Here is a 24686-nt window from a genome sequence, read left to right as displayed (position 1 = left end):
TCACTGTGCCGGTTCCGCTAACGCCAAAGAAGGGCGTTTTTCGGGCTGTCCTTGGCCGTTTGGCGGCTCTGCCTGCGGGGTATCATGGACTTTTATGCGTTTTTGCAGAACAGGACAAGGTGCGGTGCCGTGGTGAAACCCTTCTTACGCAGTGGCAGTTTGGATGATGTGCTGGCTTTAGGCGAAAACGGGCAACCGGTCTACGCCTGCGCGCAGCAGCTGCGGGAAACCCTGCGTCTTCGCCGGCAGCAGCAGGCCGCCGACTGTCTGGCGATCCCCCAGCCGAACGAAAGCGGCACCCGCATCGACTGGTATGCGCCCTTCCCCGGCAAGGTCACCTCCTGGCTGGCGGCGAGCGACGCCCAGCGCGCGCAGGCGGTGCGCCACCTGGAACACTGCCTGACGACCTTCCGCAGCCTGACGGAACAGGCCCAGGCGACCGATCACCCCAGCCATCGCCTGTTCGGCGCGCTGCTGGCCAAAGCGATGCACATGCCCGACCCCAACCACGTTTACCTGGTGGACGATCGGCCGGTGCTGACCTTCTGGGGCTTTATCAAGCCGCAGGCGCAGAGCCCGGACGATCCGCTGGCCTGCCTGCGCCCGATCGAATCGGAAGTGGAAAAACCGGCGCCGATCGCCGCCGCACCGCGCAAGACGGCCGTTGTCGAACCGGTAAAACCGGCCCCGGCCGCCGAGCCTGAACCGGCGCCCGCCCCGGCAGCGCCTATCGAATCCTCTGCCGCCGTTCGCCCGCGCCGGCGCTACGCTCTCTGGCTGTTACCCGTACTGTTGCTGGGCAGTGCGGCGCTGGCCGCCTGGCTGCACCGCTCGCCGCCGCCGCAACCGGCGATGCCGGCGGAGGTCCAGCATCCGGCGCCGCCGGAAAAAACCGCCGCGCCGTTGGCCAAACTGCGCTTGCCGCTGGCGCACGCGACGCTGATGCCGCCGCCACCGGCGCCGGTCATCCCGCAGCCGCTGGACAAACATGCGCTGGTGCTGCCGCCCGAGGCGGTGAAGGCCGGCTCCACCCGTTTCCTTAATGGCAAATGGCGCGCCACGGTGGCGCTGAAAGACCCGATTACCGGCAAGCGCCCCAGCCTGCAATATCGTCTGAACGGCGGCAAAGGCATCGCCGTTATCGCCTACGGCGACGGCGTCAGCTGCCGGGTGGCGGTCGAAGCCGGGCTGATGCAGTCCGGCAATCTGGTGATCAACAGCCGCACCAAGGCGCGCTGCAGCGACGGCAGCCGCTACCAGATCCCGGAGATCGTCTGCCGCCAGGGCGACACCGGCGCGGCGGAGTGCACCGGCCGCTACGATGCGGACACCACCTATCCCATGACGTTCAAGCGCGAGAGTAAATGATGCTGGCACCCCTTACGGACTACAAACACGGCATTACGCTGATTCAGGACAGCGGCATTCAGTTTCTGGACTTTGCCCTGACGCCGCTGCTGGACGCCGAGTTTCCCGGCAAATTCGTGCGCAAGACCGCCAGCGGCCCGCTGCTGCGCCTGCAATGGGAGGCCGAGAGCGGCAAATATCAGCTGCCGGCCGTGGGCGACCAGGCCGCCGAAGTGGTGCGGCCGGAGTTCAGCTATCCGCTGCAGCAGTCGCTGCACCTGCTGGATAAGCTCTGGTTGCCGCTGCCCTGCTTGCGCCACACCCCGGCGGGCCTGTTCTTGTCGGGCCCGGACAACTGGGCGCGCCTGCAGGTGGTGCAGTTGGATGAACCGGATCAGGACGGCAACCTGCTGCGCGTGGTGCTGGCCTTCGACACCCGCGCCGCGGCGCCCGGCCAGGAGGCGCTGGCGCCGGGCGAAAGCGATCTCGGCACCGATCTCCGTTTCGCGCTGGCGCACCGCAACCACGAGCTGGGCGAGTTCCTCGATCTGACCTGGGTGGACGGCTGGCTGCGCGAGGCGTTCAGCCAGCGCGCCGCCGAGCGGGAGCAGCGCGCCGAAGTGGAGATCAACGCCGGGCTGAAAACCTTCGAGTATCAGGCGCACTACCTCAATCTGTTGCACATGCTTGGCCATCAGCTGGCGGTGCCGCAGATAAAGATGGTGGCGGCGACGCTGCAGCAACCGGCGATCGACGTCGATCTGGTGCTGGACGTCGGCAACTCCCACACCTGCGGCGTGCTGGTCGAGGATCATCCGGAGGAGAGCAACGGCCTGAAGCAAACCTACGAGCTGCAGCTGCGTTCGCTGTCCGAACCGCACCGCGTCTACAACGAACTGTTCGAGAGCCGGGTGGAGTTTTCTCGGGCCGGCTTCGGCAAGCCGCATCTGTCGTTCCAGAGCGGGCGCGACGACGCCTTCCAGTGGCCGTCCATCACCCGCGTCGGCCGCGAAGCCGCACAGCTGGCGCAGCGGCGAACGGGCCATGAAGGCACTACCGGCATTTCCAGCCCGCGCCGCTACCTGTGGGACGAGGAGCGCTATGCGCCCGGCTGGCGCTTCAACGAGCAGCACGAGCCGATGGCCGCCGCCGCGCCGTTGACCACCCTGATCAACGACGAAGGCGTGCCGCTGTCCGCCCTGCCGACGGCGCAACGGCTGCCGGTGTTCGCCGCCCATTACAGCCGCAGCGCGGTGATGACGCTGATGCTGAGCGAGCTGCTGGCGCAGGCGCTGATGCAGATCAACAGCATCGCCCAGCGCAGCCGCATGCCGAACGCCGCCGCGCCGCGCCGTTTGCGCGCCATCATTCTGACGCTGCCTTCGGCGATGCCGAAACCGGAGCGCGAGATCTTCCGCCGCCGCATGCAGGAGGCGATCGGGCTGGTGTGGAAGGCCCTCGACTGGCACCCGCAGGATGCGCCGTTCGACGGCGCGCACGCCCGCTTCCCGGCGCCGCAGGTGCAGATGGAGTGGGACGAGGCCACCTGCGGCCAGATGGTCTATCTGTACAATGAAACCCAGGTGAACTTCGCCGGCCGCACCGACGCCTTTTTCGCCGCCATGGCCCGGCCCGACCGGCCGCTGGCGCCGGATGAGCAGGCGGGCAAAACGCTGCGCATCGCCTCCATCGACATCGGCGGCGGCACCACCGATCTGGCGATCACGCACTATTCGCTCGACGACGGCGTGGGCAACAACATCAAAATCAACCCGCGCCTGCTGTTCCGCGAGGGCTTTAAAGTCGCCGGCGACGATATCCTGCTGGACGCCATCCAGCAGTTTATCCTGCCCGCCGTGCAGCAGGCGTTCGAAGCCGCCGGCGTAAGCGCCGCCCCGGCGTTGATGGACAGGCTGTTCGGCAACGAAGGGCGTATGGACGGGCTTTCCACCCTGCGCCAGCAGGCCGCGCTGCAGATTTTCATGCCCGCCGGGCGCGCGCTGCTCGGCGCCTATGAAGAATACGACCCGCTGGACAGCCGGGCGGAAATCGCCGCCAGCCTGGGCGATTTGCTGCCGCAGCCGCCGACGCCGCAGGTGCTGGCGTTTATCAACGGCGAGGTGCAGCGCGAAGCCGACAGCGACGCCTTCGAGATTCTGCACACCCCGCTGGTGATCCGCCTGGCCGATCTGCACGCCGCCTTCTTGTCCGATCGCATCGGCATCGGCCGCTGCCTGCGCCTGCTGGCCGAGGTGGTGGCGCTGTATACCTGCGACGTGCTGCTGTTGACCGGCCGCCCGGCGCGTTTCCCCGGCGTGCAGGCGCTGCTGCGCCATCTGCAGCCGCTGCCCGCCAGCCGCATTCTGCCGCTCGAGGGCTACCACACCCGCAGCTGGTACCCGTTCAACAAGCGCGGCCGCATCGACAACCCGAAATCCACCGCCGCGGTGGGCGCCATGTTGTGCCTGCTGGCGATCGACCTGCGGCTGGAGAGCTTTTACTTCAACGTCGGCGATTTCCAGCCTTACTCCACCATTCGCCACCTGGGCATGCTGGACGGCAACAACATGCTGGCGGACGATAACGTCTATTACCGCGACATCGATCTGGATCGCGCCGACTTCGCGCTCGACCCCGCCGGCAGCTTCCAGCTGCGCGGCCCGCTGCGCCTGGGCTTCCGCCAACTGGACAACGAACGCTGGCCGGCCTCGCCGCTCTATACGCTGACCATCAATGACGCCCAGCTGGCGCGCAAACTGGCCGGCGACGCGGTGATCACCCTGCGGCTGGCCATTACCGCCAGTGCCGAACAGGGCGCGGAAAGCGTCAGGATCGCGCAGGCGTTGCTGGCCGACGGCAGCCCCGTCCCGGCGCACCATCTGCAACTGAAACTCAATACCCTGGCTGCCAGCGCCTCCGGCGCGACCCACTACTGGATAGACAGCGGGAGCATTTACCCACGATGAAAGCTATCACTACCGCCCAATCGGCCCCGAACCACGCACTCAGCGCCGGCATTCTGCAGGCGATCGCGTGGGTGGACACCGCGCGCCGGCAGTCCACCCGTTTGGAACGGGAAGCCGATCGCCTGACGCTGCGCCTGCGCCGTTGCCATAACCGCGCACTGCAATTGGCGAAGGCACAACCTGCGCAGGTCGCTATCGGCCTGTACGGCCACAACGCCGCCGCCAAGGCCCACCTGCTGGCGGCGCTGGCCCCCGGCGCAGAAAGGCTGCACGGCGACGCCGCGCTGGCGGTGCGTTACTGCGCCACCGCGCCGACGCCGTCCACCGAGTATCCTCTCGCCCTCGCGCTGCTCGATGAAGCGCAGTGGCTGGCCATCACGCTCGATGCCGCCGCGATGGGCGGCTTCCGGCTGGACTGGGACGCCCGCGCGATCGCCGGCCATCTGCAAGCGTTGGCGCGTCACCGCCAAGCCGTCGCCCTCGACGGCCTCAGCGACAGCGATGTGCTGGCGCTGTGGGATAGCCAACGCCGCCACGGCGACAAGGGGCAACAGACGCTGGACAGGCATTTCTGGCCGCAGGCCGTGGCGCTGGCGCCGCAGCTGAGCATCGACGATCGCGCGCGCCTGTTTGCGCCGCTGTGGGGAGAGGAAACGACGCTGACGGCGCATTATCGCCAGCTGGCGCACACGCTGCATGCCCTCGGCGGCAGCCGACAGGTTCATGCTCCGCACCGCGCCTTACCGCTGCTGACCGCGAGCGCCGCAGCGGAAAACGCCGCGATCGTCGTGATGGCCGAACACGGCGGTGAACGGAAGATCGCGTTGAGCGATCTGACCTGGCTGACCGCCGAAGTCACCACCGTTCTGCCGCAGACGGCGCAGGCGGGCCTGCCCGCCGACGTGGCGCTGATCGACCTGCCCGGCAGCCGCGCCTGCCCGCAGGCGGAACCGACGCAGCGGCTGCAACAGGCGAAACGCGCCCATTTGCTGACCCGCTGCGCAGACGGCCTGCACGCCAACCTGCTGCTGGTGGCCGATGCCGCCGCCACGCCGCAGGACGCCGCCCGCGTCGGCCAGGCGCTCGCCAACTGGGTCAATCAGACTCAGGGAGAAACCCCGGCGCTGCGCCAGCGCCGCAAACCCGGCCTGATCTGGGCGATCACGCCGTTCGATCAACGCGGGGAAGGCAAAGCGCGCCCCGACGACGCCGTACAGCGCCAGGTCGGCGAGCCCGGCGACAGCTGGGCCACGCTGCTGGCGCTGGATGAACAGGATTGCCGCCGCATGGTAAGTTACCTGGCCACCCAGGCGCGCCCGGCCCAGAAGCAAGCGCGCCTGCTCGAACAGCGCGAAGAGTTGCAGCGTGAGCTGACGGAAAGCCTGCTCGGCAACTGGCTCACCGCCGCCGATCCGCACGCGGCGCAGCAACGCGGCCAACAGCTGCTGCGCGCGCTGCAGGCGCAGGCCGGCCGCCACGGCGAACTGCTGGAACGGCTGTTGCCGCAGCGCGATACGTTGCGCCAGCTTTATCAGCAACAGCAGCACGCCGCGCCGGCCCCGACGACGACGCCTGTACCGTTCGGGCTCGACATCGATCTGTTCGGCGCGCCGCAAATCCCGGCATCCGGCGAGCCCCCCGCGTCATCCTTTGCCGCGCGGGTATTCGCGGATTGGATCAACCATCTGCGCAGCCTGCCGGACAGCCGCCGGTTGCTGGAGCTGCTCGGCGTCGAAAAGCCGCACCTGGAACTGCTGGTCGATGCGCTGATCGGCGCCGCCTGCCGCCTGCGGCTCGATGATGAGCTGGAACGCGCGCTGTGCGCCGGGGGCCTGCCGGAACAGAGTGAAGATCGGCAAATCAGCCAGGCGCTGGCGATACTGGGCGACTTCGTCGCCTGGCTCGGCTTCCAGCGGCGCGATGCGGCAACGCGCCCCGAGAGCCGCGTCAACCCCGGCCAGCCGATCTTTACCCCGCCGCCGCAGCCGGCGGTGGACTGGAGCAGCCAGCAGCGGTTAACCCGGCTGGCGCCGACGCCGACCAAAAACACCGCGTTTTATATCTATGACTGGCTGATCGGCCTGCAAACCCTGCTGGCGGAGAATGCGGCGACGGAAAGCGCGCTCGGCGAGGCGCAGCGCGCGGCGTTGGAAGAGATCGTGGCGACTCTGCGATAAGCGGCGGCTCTGGCAGCAATAGGGGGCGAAAACAGGATAAATCGGGCGTTGCCGATTATGCTGATGAGTAATGCAGCGATTCTGGGAGAAAATCATGCCCCCTTTCAGCCTGAAGACTATCGATCATGTGGTTCTGCGCGTGCGCGATGCGGAAAAAAGCCTGCGGTTCTATACCCAGACGCTGGGTTGCGACATCGCCAAACGGCGGCCCGATTTGGGGCTGGTGCACCTGCGCGCCGGAACGGCCATGATTGATCTGGTCGACGTGAACGGCCAGCTTGGAAAAAAAGGCGGCGACGCGCCCGATCCTCACCGGCAAAATGTCGATCACCTCTGCCTGCGCATCGATCCTTTCAACGAAGTCGAGCTGCTGGCCTATCTGCGATCGCAGGGGATCGCCGTCGATCCTGCTGAATCGCGCTACGGTGCGGAAGGCGACGGGCCATCGGTTTACTTCAGCGATCCGGACGGCAATCGCATAGAGCTTAAGGGGCCGGCGGCCGATTAAATCACGGTGTGTTCCGGATGTCGGATAATCATAAAATAGCCTTCTAAATCGGCCTAGCCCCTTCACGCTGCTGAACGTTAACGCTCCTGCGCCGCCAACGCCTGGGCGCAGGCCCAGGCCGAGCTCCACGCCCACTGGAAGTTGTAGCCACCCAACCACCCGGTCACGTCCACCACTTCGCCGATAAAATAGAGCCCCGGCGCCTTGTGGGCTTCCATCGTCTTGGAGGAAAGTTCGTTGGTGTCGACGCCGCCGAGCGTCACTTCCGCCGTGCGGTAGCCTTCGGTGCCGTTCGGCTGCACGCGCCAGTTCTGCAACAGCTCCACCAGCGCCGCCTGCTGCGGCGCATTCAGCTGCTTCAGCGTGGCCTCCGGCAGTTGTCCCAGGGTTTGCAAGCACTCCACCAACCGCTTCGGCAATTGCAGCGCCAGGGTGTTTTTCAGGCTTTGGTTCGGGTGCTGGCGGCGTTGATCATCCAGGAAGGCCGCCAAATCCAGCTCAGGAAGTAAGTTAACGCTCACATACTCACCCGGTTGCCAGTAGCTGGACAGCTGCAGCACCGCCGGGCCGGACAAGCCGCGATGGGTAAACAGGATGCTTTCACGGAAGCTGACGCCGTTCTCGGCGGTGATCACCGCCGGCACCGAGACGCCGGACAGCGTCTGCACATGCTCCAGCAGCGGCTTATGCAGGGTAAAAGGCACCAGCCCGGCGCGCGTCGGCAGCACCCTGAGGCCGAACTGCTCCGCCAGCTTGTAACCGAACGGCGAAGCGCCCAGCCCCGGCATGGACAAACCGCCGCTGGCCACCACAAGTGAGCGAGCACTCACTTTTTCACCATTCAGCGCCAGCGCGTAGCCATGTTCGGTTTTCTCCACGCCCAGCACTTCGCTGCGCAGGCGCATCGTCACCTGGCCCAGCTCGCACTCTTTGACCAGCAGATCCACCACCTGCTGCGCCGAGTCGTCGCAGAACAGCTGCCCCAGCGTTTTTTCATGGTAGGCGATGCCGTAGCGGTTGATCAGATCGATGAAGTCCCACTGGGTGTAGCGCGCCAGCGCCGACTTGCAAAAGTGCGGGTTGTTCGACAGGTAGGCCGCCGGTTCGGCATACATGTTGGTAAAGTTGCAGCGCCCGCCGCCGGACATCAGGATCTTGCGGCCCGGTTTTTTGCCGTTGTCGAGCAGCAACACGCGGCAACCGAGTTGCCCCGCCTGCGCGGCGCAAAACATGCCGGCGGCGCCCGCCCCAATCACTACGACATCAAACTGTTCCACCTGAGCCTCTCTTATCAAAACCACAATCGCGACAAAAGGGCGCCATATTACGCCGTTTCGCCGCCGGTCACCGCCAAATTCACGGCGGCAGATTGTAAAGCCCCGGCGCCGCCAACGCCATAGTAAGAAAATATTACAGAGGTCAGAGGAGAATAACGCATTGATATTCCATATTTTTGTTATAGGCGCGTCATCGTTTCGTCATGTCCAAATCAAAAAAACGTCATATTTTCCTTTTCCCCGGCCCCGGTTGTCACTGATAATGCGCGGCGTTCATGTCCACAAACTGGCGTAACGCTTATGCTGCATTTGTTCGCTGGCCTGGATTTCCATACCGGCCTGATGTTAATTCTCGCATTGTTGTTCGTGTTGTTTTATGAAGCCATCAACGGTTTTCATGATACGGCCAATGCGGTCGCTACAGTTATTTATACCCGCGCCATGCGCTCGCAACTTGCGGTCGTGATGGCAGGTTTGTTCAACTTTCTTGGCGTAATGCTCGGCGGTTTGAGTGTTGCTTACGCCATCGTCCACTTGCTGCCTACCGATCTGTTGTTGAACGTCAGTTCAGCACACGGATTAGCCATGGTCTTCTCCATGCTGTTGGCGGCAATCATCTGGAACCTCGGCACCTGGTATTTCGGTCTGCCGGCCTCCAGTTCCCATACGCTGATAGGCGCAATCATCGGTGTCGGTTTAACCAACGCCCTGATGACCCACACTTCGGTGGTGGATGCGCTTAACGTCCCGAAAATGATTGGTATTTTCCTTTCTCTGCTGTTCTCGCCGCTGGTCGGCATGATGGTGGCGGGAGTGATGGTGTTCGCCTTGCGCCGCTATTGGAGTGGCACCAAGAAACGCCAGCGTATCCACATGACCCCTGCGGAACGTGAAAAGGTCGACGGCAAACGCAAGCCGCCGTTCTGGACCCGTATCGCGCTGATCCTGTCGGCGATTGGCGTCAGCTTCTCGCACGGCGCCAACGACGGCCAGAAAGGCATCGGCCTGATCATGCTGGTGCTGATCGGCGTTGCGCCGGCCGGCTTCGTGGTCAATATGAATGCAACCGGTTATGACATCACCCGTACGCGTGACGCCGTGACCCACCTGCAGCAATATTACCAGCAGCACGGCGACGCGCTGTCGCATGCGGTGTCGCTGACGCCGCTGGTGCCAAGCCCGGATGACGAAGCTGCGCCTAACAAGCCGGCCGAGTTCCACTGCGACAGTTCGCGCGCCATGCCGGCGATCGAGCTGGCTCAGGGCATGCTGACCAACCTGCAAAGCTACGATCAGCTGACGGTTGAGCAACGCAGCCACCTGCGCCGCCTGCTGATGTGCGTGACCGACACGGCGGATAAAGTCGCCAAGCTGCCGGAAACCTCATCCGCCGACCAGCGCTTCCTGAAGAACCTGCGTCAGGATCTGCTGCAGACCGTCGAGTACGCGCCGATGTGGATCATCGTCGCCGTCGCGCTGGCGCTGTCGCTCGGCACCATGGTGGGCTGGAAACGCGTGGCCACCACCATCGGCGAGAAGATCGGCAAGAAAGGCATGACCTACGCCCAGGGCGTATCGGCCCAGATGACCGCGGCGCTGTCTATCGGCGTGGCGAGTTATACCGGCATGCCGGTCTCCACCACCCACGTCCTCTCTTCGGCGGTTGCCGGGACGATGATCGTGGACGGCGGCGGCGTGCAGAGCAAAACCGTGAAGAACATCCTGTTGGCCTGGGTACTGACCCTGCCAATCTCGATTCTGCTTTCCGGTGCGCTGTATTGGGTTGCGTTGAAGCTGATCTAAGCGATAAGCATCATGAGGAAGGCGGCCGCAGGGCCGCCTTTTTTTTGCCTGCATCAAGGGAAACAGGAAGGCATTAATACCAGATCATCAGCGCTATCAGGCTGATGACCACCAGGCCGCACAGGGCCGAGGTCAGCATGAACTGCCCGCGCACCCGCTCGCAGCGGCGAATAAACTCCGGATCGTGGTGCTCGACATAGCGTTGCGCAAAGATATAGCGCACCAGCCTCAGCTGCTTGCTGGGTTGCCCGTGGGCGGTGAAGAAACCGCCGCCATCGACGTATTGGTACAGCAGCGGATCGCAGCCGCGCAATACCACCAGCAATGCGCGCAGAGAAGAGTAATACCGCACCATGTTTACCACACACACCACACATAAGGCCCAAAACAGCGCGACGGTACTGATCATGATTACCCCCTCAAGGCGTTGTTATCCGCGGCCATCCGCCGGGTCCAACCGCCCTACCTCATTACCCGATACTCTGCTGGAGCTTACCGCTCTCATCCCCTTTTTTGCCTGCACGGGCCATGCCCATAACCCACCGCCTCCAGAGACGTTACCGCACCGCACAGAGAGATTTGCACGGCGTGATTCCACTCAGAGGGGAAATGGTGAGGCCCATATTCATCATTGTAGGTTAATGAAACGCAAACTGGCCTGATCAGTGGATAAAATTTACCGCCACGCGCCGAAACGCCCCCGCCGGGGCGTTATAAGTGATAACCGTTCGTCTGCAATTAGTCGTTTTTCCTGGATAGTCTATCCCGCCCCACGCCGCTGATCTTTCCCCACACGCTGGCTAGACTCAGGTTTCCGTTACGCTCATCCAAGGAAACTGTTATGGCAAACCATTCAATCAAGGGAAAAACCGTCCTGATCGCCGGCGGCGCCAAAAATCTCGGCGGGCTGATCGCGCGCGATTTGGCTGAACAAGGCGCCAAAGCGGTAGTGATCCACTACAACAGCGCCGCCTCCAAAGCCGAAGCGGATAAGACCGTCGCCGCCATCCAGGCCGCCGGGGCGCAAGGCGTCGCGCTGCAGGCCGATTTGACCACCGCGGGCGCGGTCGAGAAGCTGTTCGCCGATGCGGTCGCCGCCGTCGGCAAGCCGGATATCGCCATCAATACCGTCGGCAAAGTGCTGAAAAAACCGATGGTCGACATCAGCGAGGCCGAGTACGACGAGATGACCGCGGTCAACGCCAAAACCGCGTTCTTCTTCCTGAAAGAGGCGGGCAAACACCTCAACGACAACGGTAAAATCTGCACGCTGGTCACCTCGCTGCTCGGCGCCTTCACGCCGTTCTATGCCGCTTACGCCGGCACCAAAGCGCCGGTGGAGCACTTCACCCGCGCCGCCGCCAAGGAGTTCGGCGAGCGCGGCATCTCCGTGACGGCGGTCGGCCCCGGCCCGATGGACACCCCGTTCTTCTATCCGGCCGAAGGCGCCGATGCGGTGGCGTATCACCAAAGCGCGGCGGCGCTGTCGCCGTTCAGCAAAACCGGCCTCACCGATATCGAAGACGTGGTGCCGTTCATCCGCCACCTGGTCAGCGACGGCTGGTGGGTTACCGGCCAAACCATCCTGATCAACGGCGGCTATACTACCAAGTAACGCCGCATGGGGGGCGCGCGTCTGGCGTCCGCCCCCGCCAGGAGGCGCAGCGTAGAGGATATTGCAATGCACATGCTGATGGTCATTGGCGGAGGCGTGGTTCTCCTGGGATTGTTTGTGCTGTTCGGCTGGCTCTGGGGCGCCAGTGCGGCGGGCATGGCGCTGGCGGCAAAAATTTTCGTCCCGGCCTGGTTGCTGATCGCGGCGGTCAATATGTGGGTGGGCGTCGCCCACGCGGGCTACAGCCTGCGGGCGGAGTTGCCGATCCTGCTGCTGGTGTTCGCGATCCCCGCCGCCATCGCCGCGTTCGTATTCTGGCGCCTCGCCCATGTCTGAAAGCGCCGGCGACCTGCTCAACGTGGTGACGCTACTGGGCGCCGCCGTGGTGGCCGTGCCGCTGTTCAAGCGCTTGGGGCTGGGCTCGGTGCTGGGTTATCTGGCCGCCGGTTTGGCGATTGGGCCGTTCGGCTTTGGTTTGTTCAACGATGCGCAGACCATCCTGCACACCGCCGAGCTTGGGGTGGTGATGTTTCTCTTCATCATCGGCCTGGAGATGCGGCCTTCTCATCTGTGGAACATGCGGCGCGATATTTTCGGCCTGGGCAGCCTGCAGGTATTGAGCTGCGGGCTGCTGCTCACCGCCATCGGCATGGCCTTCGGCTTTTCATTGGCCATCTCCTTCATCTGCGGCATGGGATTCGTGCTGACGTCTACCGCCATCGTCATGCAACTGTTGGGCGAGCGCGGCGACATCGCCAGCCCGCGCGGTCAGAAAATCGTCGCCGTATTGCTGTTTGAAGATCTGATGATTGTCCCGCTGCTGGCGCTGGTGGCGTTCATCGCGCCGGCCGGTTCATCGACGCCGGTATCCGGTTCCGCCTGGGGCGGCATCGCCATCGCCGCCGGTGCGCTGGCCGCGCTGGTGGCGGCCGGCATCTGGCTGCTGAACCCGCTGTTTCGCATTCTGGCGCACGCCAAAGCGCGCGAAGTGATGACCGCAGCCGCGCTGCTGGTAGTGCTTGGCGCCGCTTTGCTGATGCAGCTGGGTGGCCTTTCCATGGCCATGGGCGCCTTTTTGGCCGGCGTGCTGCTGTCGGAATCGACGTTCCGCCATCAGCTCGAAGCCGACATCGAGCCCTTTCGCGGTCTGCTTTTGGGGCTGTTCTTCCTCGGCGTCGGCATGTCTCTCGATCTGGCCGTGGTGGCGCGCAACTGGCCGCTGATCGTCAGTGGCGTGCTGGCGATGATGTTCATCAAAGGCCTGTGTATTTACTGCGTGGCCCGGTTGACGAAAAGCTCGCACGGTGATGCTCTCGACCGCGCCGTACTCATGGCGCAAGGGGGAGAATTTGCGTTTGTGCTGTTCGCCGCTGCGCTGGCCAATCAGGTGCTGCCTGCGGAAGCCAACGCCAACATGACCGCCGTCGTGGTGCTGTCGATGGCTTTGACACCGCTGGCGGTGTTGATCCACCAACGCCTGCGCGCCTCGTCCGACGCCTCGTTGGACGGCACGGAACAGCCCACCGGCTTGACCAACAGCGTGCTGATCGTCGGGTTCGGCCGTTTTGGTCAGATCGTCAGCCAGCACGTTTTGGCGATGGGCGCCGATATCGCCATTATCGACCGCGAACCCCAGGTTGCCCGCGACGCGCAAGACTTCGGCTTCAAAGTTTACTATGGCGACGGTGCGCGCATGGATGTGCTGCATGCGGCGGGCGCCGGCCACGCCCGCGCCATCTTGGTCTGCATTGACGATCCGCAAGCCGCCACGCAGATTGTCGAACACGCCAAAACCCACTTCCCGCAGGCCCGCGTGCTGGCTCGCGCTCATGACCGCGAACATGCCATCGCGCTGATCAAGGCCAATGTGGATTACCAAATTCGCGTCACCTTAGAGTCCGCCATGTCTTTCGGGCATGAAGCTATGTTGGCGTTGGGCTCCGATCCGGAAACCGCGGCGGATCTGATGGCCGAGCTGCGGCGCAAAGATGCCGAACGGTTGGCGATGGAGGTGTCCGGCGGCATTTACGCCGGTACATCGATGATTTTGGGCAATGCGCCGACCAAGGCGAAGAAGGAATGACGGGCATGCCGACCCTTTTCCGCCGGCGCAGCGATGCGCTCGCGGCCGATAATCAAACGGCCGATGAGGTGGTGCGGTTTTGGCGAGACGCCGGCGCAGAGCAATGGTTCCGGCAGGATCCGCGCTTCGACCAACGCTTTCGCGCGCGCTTTTTGGGCCTGCATCTGGCGGCGGCCCGGCGTGAACGCGACGACTGGCTTAAGACGCCGGAAAGCGCGCTGGCGCTGATGATCCTGCTCGACCAATTTCCGCGCAACGCTTTTCGCAACACCGCCCACATGTACGCCACCGATCCGCTGGCGCGCCGCTTCGCCCGCATCGCCATTGCGGCGAACTACATGCAGGCCGTCGAGCCTTCGCTGCGCCTGTTTTTTTGCCTGCCGTTCGCCCACTCGGAAAATCTCGCCGATCAGGATCTGTCCGTGGCGCTAAACGCTCAACTGGGGCCGGCTGAACGCGCGCACGCCGAGGGACACCGCGATATCATCCGCCGTTTCGGTCGTTTCCCACATCGCAATCAGCTGCTGTTGCGCGATACTACCACGCAGGAGCAAGCCTTCCTGGAGCAAGGAGGGTTTGCCGGATAACGCCGCAGAATGCTTTAAGCGGCAATAATAAGGACAATAACGGGCGCATCGATGGACAGATTCAATCAATACCGCGTATTCGTGCAGGTGGCGGAGATGGGCAGCTTTATCCGCGCAGCCCATGTGCTGGAGGTGCCGCGCGCCTCGGTGTCCGCCGCCGTGCAACAACTGGAAACGCAGCTGGGCGTGCGCCTGCTGCACCGCACCACGCGGCAGGTGCGGCTGACCGCCGACGGCGAACAGCTGCTCGAGCGGCTGCGCCCGCTGCTGGCCGAGGTGGAGGATATCGATCAGTCGTTTCAGGCCAGCCAGCGCCAGGCCTCCGGGCGGCTCAGCGTCGACGTGCCGAGCCGCATCGCCCGCCGGCTGATCGCGCCGGCGCTGCCCAGCCTGCTGCGGCGCCATCCCCACCTGCAGCTGGTGCTCGGCTCCGCCGATCGCGCCATCGATCTGGTGCAGGAAGGGGTCGACTGCGCGGTGCGCGTCGGCGATCTGCACGACAGCAGCCTGGTGATGCGCCCGCTCGGCCATATCGCGCTGATCAACTGCGCCAGCCCCGCCTACCTGAGCGAATTCGGCCATCCGCTTCAGCCCGCCGATCTTGCCGAGGGGCACAGGAGCATCGGCTACGCCTCGCCCAAAACCGGCCGCGAATCCCCCTGGGAATACCTGACCGACGACGGCCACACCCAGCGGCTCGAACTGCCCAGCCGGGTGGTGGTCAACAACGCCGAAAGCTATATCGCCTGCTGCCGCGCCGGGCTGGGGCTGATGCAAATCCCGCGCTACGACGTGCAACACCTGCTCGACGCCGGTGAACTGGTGGAAGTCCTGCCCGCTTACCGCGCCGCCTCCATGCCGATCGCCCTGATCTATCCCCATCGTCGCCAGCGCTCACGCCGCCTGGCGGTGTTTCACGAGTGGTTTGAAAGCCTGCTGCAGCCGCATCTGGAGCGCTGATTGCGCATTTAGCGCTATACTTTGTTTAATAACGCTTATAATTCAAGCGGTCAGACCGGCAGCATCCGCATAATCAATAGGCTTTTACGCCGCGCGGGTGTACAACGAAAGGTATCGGGCGGAGAGATTTTCGATGCGGCGCAGTGTGATCGCCCCAACATATCATTGCGTTATCCGAATGATACTATGGAACCAAAAGCGCAAGGCGGGTAAACGGAACGCCTGCTAACCCTTTTAATCGGCATGTTTATGGAAGGAGTATTCTTATGGCTTACAAACACATACTGATCGCGGTGGACCTATCCCCGGAAAGCAAGATCCTGGTAGAAAAAGCCGTCTCGATGGCGCGGCCGTACAACGCTAAAGTTTCTCTGATCCACGTCGATGTCAACTATTCCGACCTCTATACCGGCCTGATCGACGTCAATCTCGGCGACATGCAAAAACGCATCTCCGAGGAAACCCATCAGGCGCTGACCGAGCTGTCGCAAAACGCCGGCTACCCGATCACCGAGACCCTGAGCGGCAGCGGCGATCTGGCGCAGGTATTGGTCGATGCCATCAAGAAATATGACATGGATCTGGTACTGTGCGGCCACCACCAGGATTTCTGGAGCAAGCTGATGTCTTCCGCTCGCCAGCTGATCAATACCGTGCACATCGATATGCTGATCGTGCCGCTGCGCGATGAAGAAGACGAATAAAGTAAGCACTTGCTAACTTAACTGCCCAACGCCCGCGCCCTGCGGGCGTTTTTCATGCCACTACGCCGATTAATCGCTTGATAATCAACCGCCCTCCGATGATATAGTCGCTAAAGACACAACATCCTCCCCCGGGCATCGCCTATACCCATATCTATAAGAAATAGCGGGGGAAAACTTAATGCTAAAAGGAGTTATCCATGGAATATGCCGTATCGGTAGAGTCTTTCCTGTCCTCGTTACAGCGCCATAACCCCCACCAGCCGGAATATCTGCAGGCGGTGCGCGAAGTCTTCACCTCGCTGTGGCCGTTTATCGAACGCAACCCGCGCTATCGCGAACAGGCTCTGCTGGAGCGCCTGGTGGAGCCCGAGCGCGTCATTCAGTTCCGCGTCAGCTGGGTGGACGATCGCGGCCAGGTGCAGGTCAACCGCGCCTTCCGCGTACAGTTCAACTCGGCCATCGGCCCCTATAAGGGCGGCATGCGCTTCCATCCGTCGGTAAACCTGTCGATCCTGAAGTTCCTCGGTTTTGAGCAGACTTTCAAGAACGCGTTGACCACCCTGCCGATGGGCGGCGGCAAAGGCGGCTCCGATTTCGATCCCAAGGGCAAAAGCCAGGGCGAGATCATGCGCTTCTGCCAGGCGCTGATGACCGAGCTGTATCGCCATCTGGGGCCGGACACCGACGTGCCGGCCGGCGACATCGGCGTCGGCGGCCGTGAAGTCGGCTTTATGGCCGGCATGATGAAGAAACTGTCCAACAACACCGCCTGCGTGTTTACCGGCAAGGGTCTCTCCTTCGGCGGCAGCCTGATCCGCCCCGAGGCGACCGGCTACGGCCTGGTGTACTTCACCGACGCCATGCTGCAGCGCCACGGCCTGGGCTTTGAGGGCATGCGGGTGGCGGTGTCCGGCTCCGGCAACGTGGCGCAGTACACCATCGAGAAAGCGCTGGAGCTGGACGCGCGCGTGATCACCGTGTCGGATTCCGGCGGCACCCTGGTGGACGAGGACGGCTTCACCACCGAGAAGCTGGCGCACCTGGCGGAGATCAAAAACCAACGCTACGGCCGGGTGGCGGACTATGCCCGCGAACGCGGCCTGACCTATCTGGCCGGCCAGCAGCCGTGGAACGTGCCGGTGGATATCGCCCTGCCGTGCGCCACGCAGAACGAACTGGATCTCGAGGCGGCGCAGACGCTGATCCGCAACGGGGTGAAGGCGGTAGCGGAAGGCGCCAACATGCCGACCACCATCCAGGCCACCGACGCCTTCCTCGACGCCGGCGTGCTGTTCGCGCCGGGCAAGGCGGCCAACGCCGGCGGCGTGGCCACCTCGGGGCTGGAGATGGCGCAAAACGCCGCGCGCATCGGCTGGCGAGCAGAGAAAGTGGATGTACGTTTACAACATATCATGGCCGATATTCACCACGCCTGCGTGGAATACGGCGGCGAAGGCAAGCAAACCCACTACGTGCACGGCGCGAATATCGCCGGTTTCGTCAAGGTCGCCGACGCCATGCTGGCGCAGGGCGTGCTGTAATCCGCCGTAAAGGTGATCTTGTTCACACATCGATTAAATGCTTCAATGCCGGCCTCTGCGCCGGCATTTTTTTATGCTTTCTCACCATCCAAATGATGCCAATTGGTTAAATAAAAGTTAACAAGAAGTTATTTATCGCTTCTTAATCGGTAGTAAATTTACCACCACAAAATAATTAAACATTTATTTAACGCTAAATACGCCATTATTTTACTTAATTGTGCGCGGATCACATTTCGTTAACTTCAGCTACGCCCCCTCTTCCATTCCTTTGTAATCTGCAGCGGTGGAAAAACCGCCACCCCTACAGATAAAAAAAGGTACAGCTAATGAAATTTAACCTCGCATTATTAAATGCATGTGTGGTTTCTGCGTGCATGTTATCGACAACACCTGTGTTCGCCGCTGATAAATATGAGATTGCCGTGGTCGCCAAAGTGACCGGCATTCCGTGGTTCAACCGCATGGAAGTGGGCGTCAACGAAGCGGCGAAAAAACTCGACGTCAACGCCTACCAGACCGGCCCTTCTACCCCGGATCCGGCCGCGCAGGTCAAGGTGATTGAGGATCTGATCGCCAAGAACGTCAACGCCATCATCGTGGTGCCGAACGACGCCAAGGTGCTGGAGCCGGTGCTGAAAAAAGCGCGCGACAAAGGCATCGTGGTGCTGACCCATGAATCCCCGGACCAGCAGATCGGCCAGTGGGACATCGAGACCATCGACAGCGAGAAATACGCGCAGGCCAACGTCGATGAGCTGGCGAAAGACATGGGCGGCAAAGGCGGCTATGCGATCTACGTCGGCTCGCTGACCGTGCCGCTGCACAACGCCTGGGCCGATTCCGCCATCAAATACCAGAAAGAAAAATACCCGGACATGTTTGAAGTCACCTCGCGCTTGCCGGTGGCGGAAAGCATCGACAAATCCTACGCCACCACGCTGGATCTGATGAAAACCTATCCGCAGATGAAGGGCATCATCGGCTTCGGCTCGCTCGGCCCGATCGGCGCCGGCCAGGCGGTGGCCAAGAAACGCGCCAAGGACAAAATCGCGGTGGTGGGCATCGCCATGCCGGCGCAGGCCGCCCCTTACCTGATGCGCGGCGACATCAAAAAAGCGCTGCTGTGGGATCCGAAAGACGCCGGCTATGCGCTGGTGACGGTGGCCGACCAGCTGCTGCAGGGCAAGGAAGTGAACAAGGATCTGGCGATCGAGGGCCTCGGCAAGGCCGACGTCGACATGGAACACAAAGTGATTCGGTTTAATAAGATTTTGGAAGTCACCAAAGACAACGCCCAATCGCTTGGATTCTGATTTTTCGCGTAATTTCGCCACACCGGGAAAGTAGTTAAACCCTCGTAGGGGCGCAGCTTGCTGCGCCCAGGGCTTCGGCCGCTACGCAAGCACAGGTTAACGTTATGACAGCCTCCCCCGCATTTATCACCCTGGAGAATATCAGCAAGCGATTCCCAGGCGTGCTGGCATTAGACCAGATCAACCTGACGCTCAATATTGGCGAAGTGCACTGCCTGGCCGGGCAAAACGGCTGCGGCAAAAGCACCATCATTAAAATCATCTCCGGCGTCTATCAGCCGGAAAAAGGCGCCAACATTTCGCTGGAAGGCAAACTCTTCCACGCCCTGACGCCGCAGCTGTCCGGTTATTACGGCATACAGGTGATCTACCAGGACCTGTCGCTGTTCCCTAATCTGACGGTGGCGGAGAACATCGCCATCCACCGTTACCTGCCCGGCGGCCGTTTCTGGGTACGCAAGCGGGTGATGCGCCAGACGGCGCTCGACGCCATGGCGCGGGTCGGCATACGCATCGATCCCGATAAAAAGGTGGAAAAACTGTCGATCGCCGATCGGCAACTGGTGGCGATTTGCCGCGCCATCGCCGCCGAGGCGCGGTTGGTTATCATGGACGAACCGACCGCCTCGCTGACCCGCCAGGAGGTCGACGGCCTGCTGCGGGTGGTCAACGAGCTGAAGGCGGCCGGCATCTGCGTGGTATTCGTCAGCCACAGATTGGATGAAGTGATGGAAGTCGCCGATCGCATCAGCGTGATGCGCGACGGCAAGCTGGTGGGCACCTGGCCGGCCAGCGAACTGGACAGCCACGAACTGGCGTTCCTGATGACCGGCCAACGCTTCCACTACAGCCCGCTGCCGCCGCTGCCGCCGGCCGAACAGGCGCCGCTGCTCGAAGTGCGCAACCTCAGCCGCGGCGAGAAATACCGCAACGTCAATCTGGCGCTGCGCGGCGGCGAGATCGTCTCGATCGTCGGCCTGCTCGGCGCCGGCCGCACCGAACTGTGCCTCAGCCTGTTCGGCATGACGCGGCCGGACAGCGGCGAGATCCACATCGAGGGCCAGGCGGTGCAGCTGCACAACAACCGCGAAGCGGTGCGCCACGGCATCGGCTATGTGTCGGAGGATCGTCTGACGCAGGGGTTGATCATGGAGCAATCGATCTACGACAACACCATCGTCACCGTCTTCGATCGGCTGCATACCTCGCTCGGGCTGCTGGATCACGCCAAAGCGACCGAGCTGGTCAACCGGCTTATCCGCGATCTGAACATCAAGGTGTCCGACAGCGCGCTGCCGGTGAAAACCCTGTCCGGCGGCAACGCCCAGCGCATCGCCATCGCCAAGTGGGTGGCGACCCAGCCGAAGATCCTGATCCTCGACTCGCCCACCGTCGGCGTGGACATCGCCAACAAAGAGGGGATCTACCAGATCGCCCGCGATCTGGCGCAGCTGGGCATGGCGGTGCTGATGATCTGCGACGAGATCCCGGAAGCCTATTACAACAGCCATCGGGTGATGGTGATGCGCAAGGGCGAGCTGATCGCCGAGTTTGCGCCGCACCAGAGTACCGAGCAACAGATCGCCGAGGTGGTGAATGGATAAGTCATTATTGGCCCGCCTGGCCGGGCGGCACGAGTTTTATCTCGGCCTGTTGGTGCTGCTGCTGGCGATCGGCCTGAGCGCCGGCACCGACGAGTTTCTGACGCTCGGCAACCTGACCGACGTCGCCACCAGCTACGCCATTCTCGGCATCCTGGCCTGCGGGCTGTTCGTGGTGCTGATCGCCGGCGGCATCGACATTTCGTTCCCGGCGGTCACCGCCATCGCTCAGTACGTGATGGCCAGCTGGGTGATCCAGCACGGCGGCAGCTTCCCGCTGGCGTTCGCCCTGGCGATTGGCGTTGGCCTGCTGCTCGGGCTGGTGAACGGTTTCCTGGTGTACTGGCTGAAAGTGCCGGCGATCATCATCACCATCGCCACCCTCAACCTGTTCTACGGCCTGCTGGTGTACGCCACCAACGGCACCTGGCTGTACGGCTTTCCGGACTGGTTCATGAACGGCATCAACTGGTTCTCGTTCCAGGGCGCCGACGGTTACGACTACGGCCTGACGCTGCCGCTGCTGTGCCTGCTGGCGACCATCGTCGTCACCGGCGTGCTGATGAACCGCACCCGGCTGGGGCGCCAGATCTACGCCATGGGCGGCAACCGCGACGCGGCGTCGCGCCTGGGGTTGAACCTGCTGCGGCTGCATTTTTGCGTCTACGGCTACATGGGCATTCTGGCCGGCGTCGCGGCAGTGGTGCAGGCGCAGATCACCCAGTCGGTGGCCCCCAACTCGCTGCTCGGCTTCGAGCTGACGGTATTGGCGGCGGTGGTGCTGGGCGGCACCAGCATGAGCGGCGGCCGCGGCTCGTTGACCGGCACCCTGCTCGGCGTGGTGCTGCTAGCCTTCCTGCAAAACGGGCTGACGCTGCTCAGCGTCTCGGCCTATTGGCACCAGGTATTCAGCGGCGCGATCATTTTGATCAGCATCAGCACCACCGCCTGGAACGAAAAACGCAAACTGCTCAAGGAGATCTGACATGACGCAGTTAACTCGGTTGATCCCTAGCGATCGGATCATTCGCCTGCAGGGCGCGATCATCATCGCGGTGGCGCTGCTCTTCGCCGGGCTGCTCGGATCGCGCTTCTTCAGCCTCGGCAACTTCCAGTCGATCGCCTCGCAGCTGCCGATCCTCGGCCTGCTGGCGCTCGGCATGGGCATCACCATGCTGACCGGCGGCATCAACCTGTCGATCATCGCCGGCGCCAACGCCTGTTCGCTGGTGATGGCGGCGATCATCGTCAGCCATCCCGACCAGCCACTGTTCCTGGCGCTGGCGCTGGTGGCCGGCCTGCTGGTGGCGGTGGCGATCGGCGCGCTCAACGGCGCGCTGGTAGCCTGGATCGGCGTTTCGCCGATCCTCGCCTCGCTCGGCACCATGACCCTGATCACCGGCCTGAATATTCTGCTGTCCAACGGCGCGGTGATCTCCGGCTTCCCGGCGGCGATTCAATTTCTCGGCAACGGCGCCGTGCTCGGCGTGCCGGTGGCACTGATCCTGTTCCTGCTGGTGGCGGTGGGTCTGTGGCTGCTGCTGGAGCACACCACGCTGGGCCGCAGCCTGTACCTGATCGGCTCCAACGAGCAGGCCACCCGCTTCAGCGGCGTGAACACCGCGCGGGTGCAGGTAGCGGTGTATATCCTGTCGGCGCTGCTCGGCTGGGGCGCCGCCCTGCTGATGATGGCCAAGTTCAACTCGGCCAAGGCCGGCTACGGCGAATCTTATCTGCTGGTGACCATTCTGGCCTCGGTGCTGGGCGGCATTAACCCGGACGGTGGCTTCGGCCGTATTCTGGGGCTGGTGCTGGCGCTGATCGTGCTGCAAATGTTGGAAAGCGGCCTCAATTTGCTGGGGGTTAGCAGCTACCTGACCATGGCCCTGTGGGGCGGCGTGCTGATCCTGTTTATCGCGTTACAGAATCGAAAAGCCTGAGGAGAAAATAATGGCGAGCTATTTTATTGGCGTAGATGTGGGCACCGGAAGCGCGCGCGCGGGCGTATTCGATCTCAATGGCCGCATGGTCGGCCAGGCCAGCCGGGCCATCGATCTGTACCGGCCGAAGGCGGATTTCGTCGAGCAGTCGTCGGATAACATCTGGCAGGCGGTGTGCAATGCGGTGCGCGACGCGGTCAACCAGGCCGACATCAACCCGATCCAGGTCAAGGGGTTGGGCTTCGACGCCACCTGTTCGCTGGTGGTGCTGGATAAAGAGGGCAAGCCGCTGACCGTCAGCCCCTCCGGCCGCACCGAACAGAACATCATCGTGTGGATGGATCACCGGGCGATCGCCCAGGCCGAGCGCATCAACGCCACCAAACACCGGGTGCTGGACTTCGTCGGCGGCATTATCTCGCCGGAGATGCAGACGCCGAAACTGCTGTGGCTGAAACAGCACATGCCCACCACCTGGGCCAACGCCGGCTACCTGTTCGATCTGCCGGACTTCCTCACCTGGCGCGCCACCCAGGATGCCACCCGCTCGCTGTGTTCGACGGTGTGCAAGTGGACCTATCTCGGCCACGAACAGCGCTGGGACAAGAGCTACTTCCAGCAGATCGGGCTGGAAGACGTGCTGGAACATGACGCGGCCAAGATCGGCAGCGACGTCAAAATGATGGGCGAGCCGCTGGGCCACGGCCTGACCCAGCGCGCCGCCGGCGAGATGGGGCTGATCGCCGGCACGGCGGTGAGCGTGTCGATCATCGATGCCCACGCCGGCACCCTCGGCACGCTGGGCGCCACCGGCGTCTCCGGCGAGGTGGCCGACTTCAACCGCCGCGTCGCGCTGATCGGCGGTACCTCCACCGGCCACATGGCGATGTCGCGCACCGCGCGCTTTATCGGCGGCGTCTGGGGGCCGTATTACTCGGCGATCCTGCCGGAATACTGGTTGAACGAAGGCGGCCAGTCCGCCACCGGCGCGCTGATCGACCACGTCATCCAGTCGCACCCGTGCTACCCGGAGCTGCTGGCGCAGGCGAAAACTCAGGGGCAGACCATCTATGAGGTGTTGAACGCCATTCTGCGCCGCATGGCCGGCGAGCCGGAGAATATCGCCTTCCTGACGCAGGACATTCATATGCTGCCGTACTTCCACGGCAACCGCTCGCCGCGCGCCAACCCGACGCTGACCGGCATCCTGACCGGGCTGAAGCTGTCGCGCACGCCGGAGGACATGGCGCTGCACTACCTGGCCACCATTCAGGCCATCGCGCTCGGCACCCGCCACATCATCGAAACCATGAACCACAGCGGCTACAGCATCGACACCATTATGGCCAGCGGCGGCGGCACCAAGAACCCGATCTTCGTGCAGGAGCACGCCAACGCCACCGGCTGCGCCATGCTGCTGCCGGAGGAGAGCGAAGCGATGCTGCTCGGCGGCGCAATGATGGGCACCGTGGCGGCGGGCGTGTTCGACACCCTGCCGGAGGCGATGAGCGCCATGAGCCGCATCGGCAAGACGGTCACGCCGCAGACCAACCAAATAAAAAGCTACTACGACCGCAAATACCGGGTATTCCACGAGCTGTACAACGACCACATGAAATACCGCCGGTTGATGCAGGAGGAGGCGTGATGCAGCAGGAATGGCGGCAGGCCGTGCAGGGTTGGCAAACCTACAGTCAGGAGCTGGCGCAGCTGGGCGAGCGCCTCGACGCGCGCACCTGGCAGCGGCTGCTGACGCTGCTGGCCGACTGCCGCGGTAAAATTGCCGTCACCGGCGTCGGCACCTCGGGGATTGCGGCGCGCAAGATAGCCCACATGCTGGCCTGCGTGGAACGGCCGGCGGTCTACCTCGACGCCACCGGCGCGGCGCACGGCGATCTGGGCTTTCTGCGCGCCGACGATCTGCTGATCCTGATCTCACGCGGCGGCAATTCCGACGAGCTGACCCGCCTGCTGCCGACGCTGCAGGCCAAGGGAGTGACGCTGATCGCGGTGACGGAAAACCCGCATTCCGCCATCGCGCAGGCGGCGCAGTTGACGATCGCCACCGGGGTGCAAAAGGAGATAGATCCGCTGAACATGCTGGCCACCACCTCAATTGTGCTGGTGCTGGCGATCTTCGACGCCGCCTGCGCCTGCCTGATGGCGCGCAGCGGTTACGACAAGGACGCCTTGCTGGCGGTGCATCCGGGCGGCGGCGTGGGGAAAAGCTTGCGGGAGGAAAACTGAGGGCCCGACAC

At 63.2% G+C, this 24686-nt stretch carries 20 protein-coding genes; 18 read left to right on the top strand and 2 right to left on the bottom strand.

The genetic code is table 11. From position 1 onward, the window contains the following. Nucleotides 1–129: 129 nt before the first annotated feature. The 4 genes from ABTW55_RS11940 to ABTW55_RS11925 all read left to right on the top strand — a co-directional run bounded on the left by ABTW55_RS11940 (nucleotide 130) and on the right by ABTW55_RS11925 (nucleotide 6998). Nucleotides 130–1368 carry an SrfA family protein gene (locus tag ABTW55_RS11940; protein ID WP_060423564.1) on the top strand — a complete coding sequence of 413 codons (1239 nt, stop codon included), beginning with the start codon at nucleotides 130–132 and terminating at the stop codon, nucleotides 1366–1368. Further along, nucleotides 1368–4313, top strand: coding sequence for a virulence factor SrfB (locus ABTW55_RS11935; protein ID WP_033654509.1), 2946 nt, complete (start codon nucleotides 1368–1370; stop codon nucleotides 4311–4313). The genes ABTW55_RS11940 and ABTW55_RS11935 overlap by 1 nt, the downstream gene beginning before the upstream one ends. Further along, on the top strand, nucleotides 4310–6490 hold the full coding sequence (locus ABTW55_RS11930) for a virulence factor SrfC family protein (RefSeq protein ID WP_060423561.1): 2181 nt from the start codon (nucleotides 4310–4312) through the stop codon (nucleotides 6488–6490). The genes ABTW55_RS11935 and ABTW55_RS11930 overlap by 4 nt, the downstream gene beginning before the upstream one ends. 94 nt (nucleotides 6491–6584) lie before the next feature. Further along, nucleotides 6585–6998, top strand: coding sequence for a VOC family protein (locus ABTW55_RS11925; RefSeq protein ID WP_049195614.1), 414 nt, complete (start codon nucleotides 6585–6587; stop codon nucleotides 6996–6998). A gap of 77 nt (nucleotides 6999–7075) precedes the next feature. On the opposite strand, the gene ABTW55_RS11920 is transcribed toward ABTW55_RS11925, so the two are convergent. Further along, on the bottom strand, nucleotides 7076–8275 hold the full coding sequence (locus ABTW55_RS11920) for an NAD(P)/FAD-dependent oxidoreductase (protein ID WP_049195613.1): 1200 nt from the start codon (nucleotides 8273–8275) through the stop codon (nucleotides 7076–7078). A 300-nt stretch (nucleotides 8276–8575) separates the two neighbouring features. On the opposite strand from ABTW55_RS11920, the gene pitA reads away from it, so the two are divergent. Continuing rightward, nucleotides 8576–10078, top strand: a complete 1503-nt coding sequence (pitA, locus tag ABTW55_RS11915) for an inorganic phosphate transporter PitA (RefSeq protein WP_033636373.1) — start codon at nucleotides 8576–8578, stop codon at nucleotides 10076–10078. Between the two features lie 73 nt (nucleotides 10079–10151). Here the strand turns inward: pitA and uspB are convergent, their stop codons facing one another. Further along, a complete protein-coding gene (gene uspB / locus ABTW55_RS11910; protein WP_016930435.1) occupies nucleotides 10152–10487 on the bottom strand; it encodes a universal stress protein UspB in 336 nt (111 codons plus the stop codon). 432 nt (nucleotides 10488–10919) lie between these two features. On the opposite strand from uspB, the gene ABTW55_RS11905 reads away from it, so the two are divergent. The 13 genes from ABTW55_RS11905 (at nucleotide 10920) to ABTW55_RS11845 (ending at nucleotide 24675) form a co-directional block, all read left to right on the top strand. Further along, a complete protein-coding gene (locus tag ABTW55_RS11905; RefSeq protein WP_033636374.1) occupies nucleotides 10920–11693 on the top strand; it encodes an SDR family oxidoreductase in 774 nt (257 codons plus the stop codon). Nucleotides 11694–11759: 66 nt separating this feature from the next. Beyond that, on the top strand, nucleotides 11760–12029 hold the full coding sequence (locus ABTW55_RS11900; protein WP_033636375.1) for a hypothetical protein: 270 nt from the start codon (nucleotides 11760–11762) through the stop codon (nucleotides 12027–12029). Beyond that, nucleotides 12022–13776: a monovalent cation:proton antiporter-2 (CPA2) family protein gene (locus ABTW55_RS11895; protein ID WP_060423558.1), complete on the top strand. Its 1755-nt coding sequence runs from the start codon at nucleotides 12022–12024 to the stop codon at nucleotides 13774–13776. Before ABTW55_RS11900 ends, ABTW55_RS11895 begins: the two co-directional genes overlap by 8 nt. 5 nt (nucleotides 13777–13781) lie before the next feature. Beyond that, a complete protein-coding gene (locus ABTW55_RS11890) occupies nucleotides 13782–14363 on the top strand; it encodes a DUF924 family protein (RefSeq protein ID WP_049195636.1) in 582 nt (193 codons plus the stop codon). A gap of 51 nt (nucleotides 14364–14414) precedes the next feature. Beyond that, the gene (locus tag ABTW55_RS11885) at nucleotides 14415–15323 is read left to right on the top strand and encodes a LysR family transcriptional regulator (protein ID WP_033654477.1); all 909 of its coding nucleotides are present in this window, start codon (nucleotides 14415–14417) and stop codon (nucleotides 15321–15323) included. Nucleotides 15324–15589: 266 nt separating this feature from the next. Further along, on the top strand, nucleotides 15590–16027 hold the full coding sequence (gene uspA / locus ABTW55_RS11880; RefSeq protein ID WP_004930988.1) for a universal stress protein UspA: 438 nt from the start codon (nucleotides 15590–15592) through the stop codon (nucleotides 16025–16027). A gap of 200 nt (nucleotides 16028–16227) precedes the next feature. After that, nucleotides 16228–17571 carry an NADP-specific glutamate dehydrogenase gene (gdhA, locus tag ABTW55_RS11875; protein ID WP_033649380.1) on the top strand — a complete coding sequence of 448 codons (1344 nt, stop codon included), beginning with the start codon at nucleotides 16228–16230 and terminating at the stop codon, nucleotides 17569–17571. A gap of 329 nt (nucleotides 17572–17900) precedes the next feature. Then, nucleotides 17901–18887: an autoinducer 2 ABC transporter substrate-binding protein gene (locus tag ABTW55_RS11870; RefSeq protein WP_033649381.1), complete on the top strand. Its 987-nt coding sequence runs from the start codon at nucleotides 17901–17903 to the stop codon at nucleotides 18885–18887. A gap of 104 nt (nucleotides 18888–18991) precedes the next feature. Continuing rightward, nucleotides 18992–20491: a sugar ABC transporter ATP-binding protein gene (locus ABTW55_RS11865; protein WP_060423554.1), complete on the top strand. Its 1500-nt coding sequence runs from the start codon at nucleotides 18992–18994 to the stop codon at nucleotides 20489–20491. Continuing rightward, entirely contained in the window at nucleotides 20484–21473 is a 990-nt protein-coding gene (locus ABTW55_RS11860) for an ABC transporter permease (protein WP_015379367.1), read from the top strand. The genes ABTW55_RS11865 and ABTW55_RS11860 overlap by 8 nt, the downstream gene beginning before the upstream one ends. Nucleotide 21474: 1 nt before the next feature. Next, nucleotides 21475–22428, top strand: coding sequence for an ABC transporter permease (locus ABTW55_RS11855; protein WP_060423551.1), 954 nt, complete (start codon nucleotides 21475–21477; stop codon nucleotides 22426–22428). 10 nt (nucleotides 22429–22438) lie between these two features. Continuing rightward, the gene (locus ABTW55_RS11850; RefSeq protein WP_033649383.1) at nucleotides 22439–24076 is read left to right on the top strand and encodes an FGGY-family carbohydrate kinase; all 1638 of its coding nucleotides are present in this window, start codon (nucleotides 22439–22441) and stop codon (nucleotides 24074–24076) included. Further along, nucleotides 24076–24675 carry an SIS domain-containing protein gene (locus ABTW55_RS11845; protein WP_033654479.1) on the top strand — a complete coding sequence of 200 codons (600 nt, stop codon included), beginning with the start codon at nucleotides 24076–24078 and terminating at the stop codon, nucleotides 24673–24675. The genes ABTW55_RS11850 and ABTW55_RS11845 overlap by 1 nt, the downstream gene beginning before the upstream one ends. The last annotated feature ends 11 nt before the right edge of the window (nucleotides 24676–24686 follow it).

Source organism: Serratia sp. SM04 (assembly GCF_040280225.1).
Classification (GTDB): domain Bacteria; phylum Pseudomonadota; class Gammaproteobacteria; order Enterobacterales; family Enterobacteriaceae; genus Serratia; species Serratia sarumanii.
This window is presented reverse-complemented; position numbering and strand designations above follow the sequence as displayed.